Genomic DNA, 7,106 nt, shown 5'->3' with positions numbered 1-7,106 from the left:
GGGCACGAGGCACGTCCTGTCGGGGGAAGGCGGGCGAGCGGTCGTGCCGCGTCCGCGTCCCGCCCTCGGCCGGAGGACGTCAGCCGCGGAGGCGGCAGGGGAAGGTCGACCGGCCGGGACAGGCCTCGTCGAACGCGTGGCCCCGGCGCCCCGGCCAGAAGTCCTCGAGGCGCCAGGAGCCGGGCGTGCCGGAGGGGGTGCGGCCGAGGGGGGCGCGGCCGCGCTGGTGCTGCGTACGCATCTCTCCTCCTCAGGCCTCCGGCGCCGCGGTGGCGCGCCGTGCGCACAGCTTGACACATGTCCTAGCGGGATTAAAGGATTTGGCCATGCGACGCCGGCACCTCCTCGTCAGGCGGCGGCACGTCGACCTGTGCCGCCGGTCCAGCGCCGCCTGTCGCCGCGGCCGCTGACCCTGCTTGACCGTGCGGCCGTGTCGACGCGGGGCGGCGAGCCGGGCGCGCGAGGTGCTGTCCTTCGGGCGGCCCCGGCCGCTGGTATCCCGCGCGGCTCCGAGGTGCTCCTCCACGGCAAGCACACCGGGCACCTCACGGTCGTCGAGCGTCGCCAGACGCCGGCTTCACGCATTGCAATTCCCGCATCCGATATCGACCTTCTCGAGAAGGTGGCGACTGATGAGTGTTGTCCCGCTGCGCCCGCCGCAGGCCCGCGAGGCCGTGGCGCCCGACCGGCTCCGGTCCGCCCTGCGCCGCCACGCCGCCTCCGTGGTCGTGGTGACGGTGATGGACGGCGACCGGCCTGCCGGCCTGACCGTCTCCTCGTTCACCGCGGTCTCGCTGCAGCCTCCGCTGGTGTCCTTCTGCATCGCGAACACCGCCTCGAGCCTGGACGCGGTGGAGAGCGCGGACACGTTCGCGGTCAGCCTGCTCGGCTCGGGCCAGGCCGACGTCGCCACCCGCTTCGCGACCCGCGGCGTCGACCGCTTCGCACAGACGCCCTGGGAGCCGGACGCCCACGGCCACCCCGTCATCGCCGGGGCGCTGGCCTGGCTGGCGTGCGCGACCGAGACCCAGATCCCCGTCGGTGACCACCTGCTGGTCCTCGGCCGCGTCCTCGACGTGCGCCCGGGCCGCACCGGACGGCCGCTGGTGCACCACGAGGGCCGTTTCGCCGCCCCGACTCCGCTGCCGCCGTTCCGCACCGGCCGCCCCGTCGCGCGCCCGGCCGGCGACAGCCCGCGATCATAGGCACGCGGCCCGCCCGGGCCGCCGCCGACGCGGACCGCTCTCGTCCCGGCCCTGCGCGGTAGGTCGACGGCTGCGCTGGGCAAGGGGTTCCCGTGGCACTGCACGAGCTGGTCTACGGGCTGTACGAGCGGCGCCTGGCCGCCCGGCTCGACCGGAGCCGGGTGCCCCACCACGTCGGCATCATCCTCGACGGCAACCGACGCTGGGCCCGGGCCGTCGGCGAGCACCCCAGTGAGGGGCACCGCCGCGGCGGGGAGAAGGTCTCCGAGGTCCTCGGCTGGTGCGAGGAGTCCGGCGTCGGCGTCGTCACGCTCTGGCTGCTCTCGACCGACAACCTCTCCCGGCCTCGGGAGGAGCTCGAGCCGCTGCTGCGGATCATCGAGGACGTGGTGCAGGACCTGGCCCGCGCCGGCCGGTGGCGGGTCCATCCGGTGGGCGCCCTCGACATCCTTCCGCCAGAGACCGCGGCAACGCTCAAGCAGGCGGGCGACGCGACCGTCGGCGCCTCCGGGATGGTGGTCAACGTCGCCGTCGGCTACGGCGGGCGCCGCGAGATCGCCGACGCAGTCCGCTCCCTCCTCCAGGAGCACGCGAGCCGTGGCACCTCGATCGAGGAGCTCGCGGAGGTGCTCGACGTCGAGCACATCGCCGACCACCTCTACACCAAGGGCCAGCCCGACCCCGACCTCGTCATCCGCACGTCGGGCGAGCAGCGCCTGTCCGGCTTCCTGCTGTGGCAGAGCGCGCACTCGGAGTTCTGGTTCTGCGACGCGCACTGGCCCGACTTCCGCAAGGTGGACTTCCTGCGGGCGCTGCGCGACTACGCCGCGCGCGAGCGCCGGTTCGGCAGCTGAGGCGGAGCGCGCGTACCGAAGCGCTGCTCGCCGTGTGCTCAGCGTGCGGCAGGGGCGAGGACGGCGTCAGGCTCGGCCTCGACGACGCGGTCGCGGCCCCCGCGCTTCGCGGCGTACAGCGCCACGTCGGCCCGTGCGACGAGCCGGCACGCGTCCTCCCCGCGGTCCCAGACCGCGACTCCCGCCGAGAACGTCTGACCGAGCGGTGTAGCCGGGCGCAGCGTCTCCACCGTCCGCACCGGATCGACCGCTGCCTCGCCGCGGAGCACCAGGACGAACTCCTCCCCGCCGTAGCGCCCGAGCAGCGCGCCCTCCGGCAGTCGCGCCCCCCAGGCGGTCGAGGCCTGCTTCAGCAGCCCGTCACCGGCCTGGTGGCCGAAGGTGTCGTTGAAAGCCTTGAAGTGGTCCAGGTCCAGCATGGCCAACGACACGACACCGCCGTCCGCTGCTGCGGCCGCCAACGCCCGCTGCAGCTCCGCCTCGGTCGTGCGCCGGTTGGCCAGCCCCGTCAGCGAATCGGTGCGCGCGAGGTCTGCGAGCACGCCGGCCTGGCTCTGCAGGCGCGTCAGCAGGCCCGCCATGCGCAGGATCACGAGCAGGAAGAGGCTGGCCGAGCTGACGACGACGGCCCAGACGTCCAGCCGCATACCGCGCCACGCCTCCAGCGCCTGGACAGCGGGTGACACGAGGCTCGCGACGCACAGCGCGACGAGCCGCCCCCGGCTGAAGACCACGACGCGATCGGCCGCCGGCTCGGACAGCACCCGCATCGAAGGGTGGAGCGCCGCGGCCCCCCACAGCACGTACGAGCCGAGCCACAGCAGGTCGACCGGGCCCTCGGTGTAGGCGGCCGTGATCTCGAGGGCTGCGTACGCGGTATCGGCGACGAGCAGCGCGCCCGCCGCCGCCGCGAGGAGCCGGAACGCCGAGGTCCGGGCACCGGGCGTGGTCAGCAGCCGGATCAGCAGGGCCACCAGGAGGACGTCGCCCAGCGGGTACGCGATGCCGATGACCTGCGCGGCCAGGGACGCCCCGGAGTCGTCGAGGGTCGGGCGCATGAGGAACACCCACGAGAGCAGAGCGAGCCCGATCGTGAAGATCGAGGCGTCGATGAGCCCTTCGCGGTCACGACCCGGCCGTCGACCGCGGATGAGCATCGCCAGGGCCGTGGCGAACAACGGGTACGCCGCGAGGTACAGGCCGTCGGCCAGGGAGGGGAAGGGGCTCCGGTGCAGCACGTGGTCGTACCAGCAGTAGACCGCGTCGCCCGCGAACCAGGTCGACTGACCCACGGCCATGAGCCGCCAAGGGGCGGCGCGCACGGGCCGGTTGAGGCGCACTCCGAGCAGGATCGCGACGACGCCCGCCAGCCCCATGAGCAGGTACGCCCCGTCCCGGGCAAGCCCGGGCGGAAGGGCGAGGTAGCCGGCGATGATCCCTGCACCTGCGGCCGAGTACACCTTCCACAGCCGCATGTTCACGCCATTTCACATCGGCGGTCACACGCCGCGGTTGAGGCCTGCGCGGGCGATCGTGCGGCCCCTCACGCCGTTCGCCCCGGAGTGTGCCGTTCGCGGCCTCTGGTCGCCGTCCTGTCATCGCTCGTTCAGGTAAACGAGCGCGTGTCGTCCGCCACACGAGCGGTCGCGTCCGTAGCGTTCGGAGCGACGCCGGGCGACCGTCCGCGCGTCACGGGAGGCCCGATCTCGTGCTGCACGCCAGTCGAGGAAGAGGGCCGGCACCCGGCCCTCGGGCCCGGTCCCGGTCGACCGCCAACCGGCGCTGACGTTCGCGCGGGCGGAGGTGCACGCCCGCCGGGGGTACCTCGTGACTGCTTCGTCCCGCTCGCCGCAGCCGCTCGCTGCGGGCCCCACCACGTACGTCCTCGACACGAGCGTGCTGCTCTCCGACCCGCGCGCCGCGCTCCGCTATCGCGACGCCGACGTCGTGCTGCCGCTCGTGGTCATCACCGAGCTCGAGGCCAAGCGCGCCCACCCCGAGCTCGGCTGGTTCGCCCGGGAGGCGCTGCGCCTGCTCGACGACCTGCGCGTCGAGCACGGGCGCCTGGACGAGCCGCTGGCCGTTCCCGGCGGCGGAACGCTCCGCGTCGAGCTCAACCACGTCGACGACTCAGTCCTGCCGGCGGGCTTCCGCCAAGGTGACAGCGACACCAGGATCCTCAGCGTCGCGCGCAACCTCGCGGCCGAGGGGCACGCGGTCGTGCTCGTCTCGAAGGACCTGCCGCTGCGGGTGAAGGCCGCCGCCGTGGGCCTGCAGGCGCAGGAGTACGACACCGGGGAGGCGGTCGACGCCGGCTGGACCGGGATAGCAGAGCTCGACGTGCCCGCGGACGTGCTGGACGACCTCTACGAGTCCGACCGGGTCGAGCTGGATGCGGCCCGCGAGCTGCCGTGCCACACCGGGCTGCGGCTGCTCTCGGAGCGGGGGAGCGCGCTGGGCCGGGTGGCGCCGGACAAGTCCGTGCGTCTCGTCCGCGGCGACCGGGAGGCGTTCGGCGTGCACGGGCGCAGCGCGGAGCAGCGGGTGGCGCTGGACCTGCTGCTCGACCCGGAGGTGGGGATCGTCTCCCTCGGCGGGCGCGCCGGCACGGGCAAGTCGGCGCTCGCCCTGTGCGCCGGCCTCGAGGCCGTCATGGAGCGTCGGCAGCACCGCAAGGTGGTCGTCTTCCGACCGCTGTACGCCGTCGGCGGCCAGGACCTCGGCTACCTGCCCGGGTCCGAGTCGGAGAAGATGAGCCCCTGGGGCCAGGCGGTCTTCGACACCCTCGGCGCGCTCGTCTCGCCCGCCGTCGTCGAGGAGGTGCTCGACCGCGGGATGCTCGAGGTGCTCCCGCTGACCCACATCCGCGGGCGGTCGCTGCACGACGCGTACGTCATCGTCGACGAGGCCCAGTCGCTCGAGCGCAACGTCCTGCTGACCGTGCTGTCGCGCATCGGGCAGAACTCGCGGGTCGTGCTCACCCACGACGTCGCGCAGCGGGACAACCTGCGGGTCGGGCGGCACGACGGCGTCGCGTCCGTGATCGAGGCGCTGAAGGGGCACCCGCTCTTCGCCCACGTCACGCTGACCCGCTCCGAGCGCTCGCAGATCGCCGCGCTCGTGACGGACATGCTGGGCGACCTGCAGATGTGAGCAGGCGGCCCCGAGCGGAGCAGGCGGCGCCCGCTGTCGTGGGGACGACAGCAGGCGCCGCCTGCCCGTGCCGGGACGCGTCAGGACGGCGAGGTCATGGACAGCACGTCGAGCGCCGCGTCCAACTGCTCGGCCGTCAGCTTGCCCTGCTCGACGTAGCCGCGTTCGAGCACGACCTGCCGAATCGTCTTGCGCTCGGCCAGCGACTGCTTGGCGACCTTGGCCGCCTCCTCGTAGCCGATGTACTTGTTGAGCGGGGTGACGACCGAGGGGGAGGACTCGGCGTACTCCCGGCAGCGCTCCTCGTTGGCGACCAGCCCGGCGACGCACTTGTCGGCGAAGAGGCGGGAGATGTTCGCCAGCAGGCGGATCGACTCGAGCACGTTGCGCGCGAGCACCGGGAGCATGACGTTGAGCTCGAAGTTGCCGGCGCTGCCGGCGAACGCCACCGTGGCGTCGTTGCCGATGACCTGCGAGCACACCATGCACAGCGCCTCGGGGATGACCGGGTTGACCTTGCCCGGCATGATCGAGGACCCCGGCTGCAGGTCGGGCAGGAAGAGCTCCTGCAGACCGGTGCGCGGCCCCGAGCCCATCCAGCGCACGTCGTTGCTGATCTTGAAGAGCGAGACCGCGATGGTCCGCAGCTGGCCCGACAGCTCGACCAGGCCGTCGCGGGCGCCCTGCGCCTCGAAGTGGTCGCGCGCCTCGGTGAGCGCCAGCCCGGTCGCGCGGGCGACCTCGGCGATGACGCGCTCGGAGAAGCCGCGCGGGGTGTTGATCCCGGTGCCGACCGCGGTCCCGCCGAGCGGGAGCTCGGCCACGCGGGGGAGGGCCGCCTCGAGCCGCTCGATGCCGTGGCGGACCTGCGCCGCGTAGCCGCCGAACTCCTGGCCCAGCGTCACGGGCGTCGCGTCCATCAGGTGGGTGCGGCCGCTCTTCACCGTCTGCGCCCACTCAGCCGCCTTCTTGCCCAGCTCGCCCTCGAGGTGGCGCAGGGCGGGAACGAGGTCGTTGACGACCGCGCTCGTCGCGGCGATGTGGATGGAGGACGGGAAGACGTCGTTGCTCGACTGCGAGGCGTTGACGTGGTCGTTCGGGTGGACCGGCTTGCCGAGGCGCTCGGTCGCGAGGGTCGCGATCACCTCGTTGGTGTTCATGTTGCTCGAGGTGCCCGAGCCGGTCTGGAACACGTCGATGGGGAAGTGGTCGTCCCAGTCCCCGCGCGCGACCTCCTCCGCCGCGCTGACGATCGCGTCCGCGACGTCGCGGTCGAGGACGCCGAGCTCGGCGTTGACGTTCGCCGCCGCGGCCTTGATCCGCGCCAGCGCCTCGATGTGCGCGCGCTCGATGCGCTGCCCCGAGACGGGGAAGTTCTCCACCGCCCGCTGTGTCTGCGCACGCCACTTCGCCCGCGCCGGCACGCGGACCTCACCCATCGAGTCGTGCTCGATCCGGTACTCCTCATCTGCCATGAGGTCATCCTGCCGCGCGGGCGTGGCGGCTCCGGAACCCGCCCCGCCCCTTCCGGCCGGCGTCAGTCGATCAGCTTCGCGCGCATCTGGCGCACGGCCAGCGCGCCCATGAGCGCGGCGAACGCGGCGAGCCCGGCGACGTGCCCGAGGTCGGCGAGCGGGTCGAGCCCGAAGACGGCGTGCCGGACGAGCTGTACGCAGTGGTAGAGCGGGTTGAGCAGCGCGAGCGTCTGCGCCCACTCCGGCAGCTGGTCGATCGGGAAGAACGTGCCCGCGACGAGGAACAGCGGGGTCAGCAGCCCGGAGATGATGTAGTTGAACGAGTCGATGGACGGCACCACCGCGGCGGTCCAGATCCCGAAGAACGCGAACCCGAGCCCGGTGAGCACGCCGATCAGCGGCACGAGCACCATCCCGGG

Annotated in this window: 7 protein-coding genes; 3 read left to right on the top strand and 4 right to left on the bottom strand. The window is 73.2% G+C overall.

Annotated features, from left to right (window positions below):
* Positions 1 to 79 precede the first annotated feature (79 nt).
* On the bottom strand, positions 80 to 241 hold the full coding sequence (locus tag G9H71_RS20055) for a hypothetical protein (RefSeq protein ID WP_166284560.1): 162 nt from the start codon (positions 239 to 241) through the stop codon (positions 80 to 82).
* A gap of 391 nt (positions 242 to 632) precedes the next feature.
* On the opposite strand from G9H71_RS20055, the gene G9H71_RS20050 reads away from it, so the two are divergent.
* Positions 633 to 1,205 carry a flavin reductase family protein gene (locus G9H71_RS20050; protein WP_166284559.1) on the top strand — a complete coding sequence of 191 codons (573 nt, stop codon included), beginning with the start codon at positions 633 to 635 and terminating at the stop codon, positions 1,203 to 1,205.
* A 92-nt stretch (positions 1,206 to 1,297) separates the two neighbouring features.
* Positions 1,298 to 2,059, top strand: coding sequence for an isoprenyl transferase (locus G9H71_RS20045; RefSeq protein WP_166284558.1), 762 nt, complete (start codon positions 1,298 to 1,300; stop codon positions 2,057 to 2,059).
* A 38-nt stretch (positions 2,060 to 2,097) separates the two neighbouring features.
* On the opposite strand, the gene G9H71_RS20040 is transcribed toward G9H71_RS20045, so the two are convergent.
* On the bottom strand, positions 2,098 to 3,534 hold the full coding sequence (locus G9H71_RS20040) for a GGDEF domain-containing protein (protein WP_231135170.1): 1,437 nt from the start codon (positions 3,532 to 3,534) through the stop codon (positions 2,098 to 2,100).
* A 352-nt stretch (positions 3,535 to 3,886) separates the two neighbouring features.
* Between G9H71_RS20040 and G9H71_RS20035 the strand changes: the two genes are divergently transcribed.
* Complete coding sequence (locus G9H71_RS20035; RefSeq protein ID WP_166284556.1) at positions 3,887 to 5,212, top strand: PhoH family protein; 1,326 nt, start codon at positions 3,887 to 3,889, stop codon at positions 5,210 to 5,212.
* A gap of 80 nt (positions 5,213 to 5,292) precedes the next feature.
* Here G9H71_RS20035 and G9H71_RS20030 read toward each other — a convergent pair whose 3' ends face one another.
* Both G9H71_RS20030 and G9H71_RS20025 read right to left on the bottom strand, forming a co-directional pair.
* Positions 5,293 to 6,687, bottom strand: coding sequence for a class II fumarate hydratase (locus G9H71_RS20030; RefSeq protein ID WP_166284555.1), 1,395 nt, complete (start codon positions 6,685 to 6,687; stop codon positions 5,293 to 5,295).
* Positions 6,688 to 6,749: 62 nt separating this feature from the next.
* On the bottom strand, positions 6,750 to 7,106 hold a 357-nt coding region (locus tag G9H71_RS20025), incomplete at its 5' end, for an ABC transporter permease (protein ID WP_166284554.1).

Origin of the sequence: Motilibacter deserti, assembly GCF_011250635.1 — a bacterium.
In the GTDB taxonomy this organism is placed as follows: domain Bacteria; phylum Actinomycetota; class Actinomycetes; order Motilibacterales; family Motilibacteraceae; genus Motilibacter_A; species Motilibacter_A deserti.
This window is presented reverse-complemented; position numbering and strand designations above follow the sequence as displayed.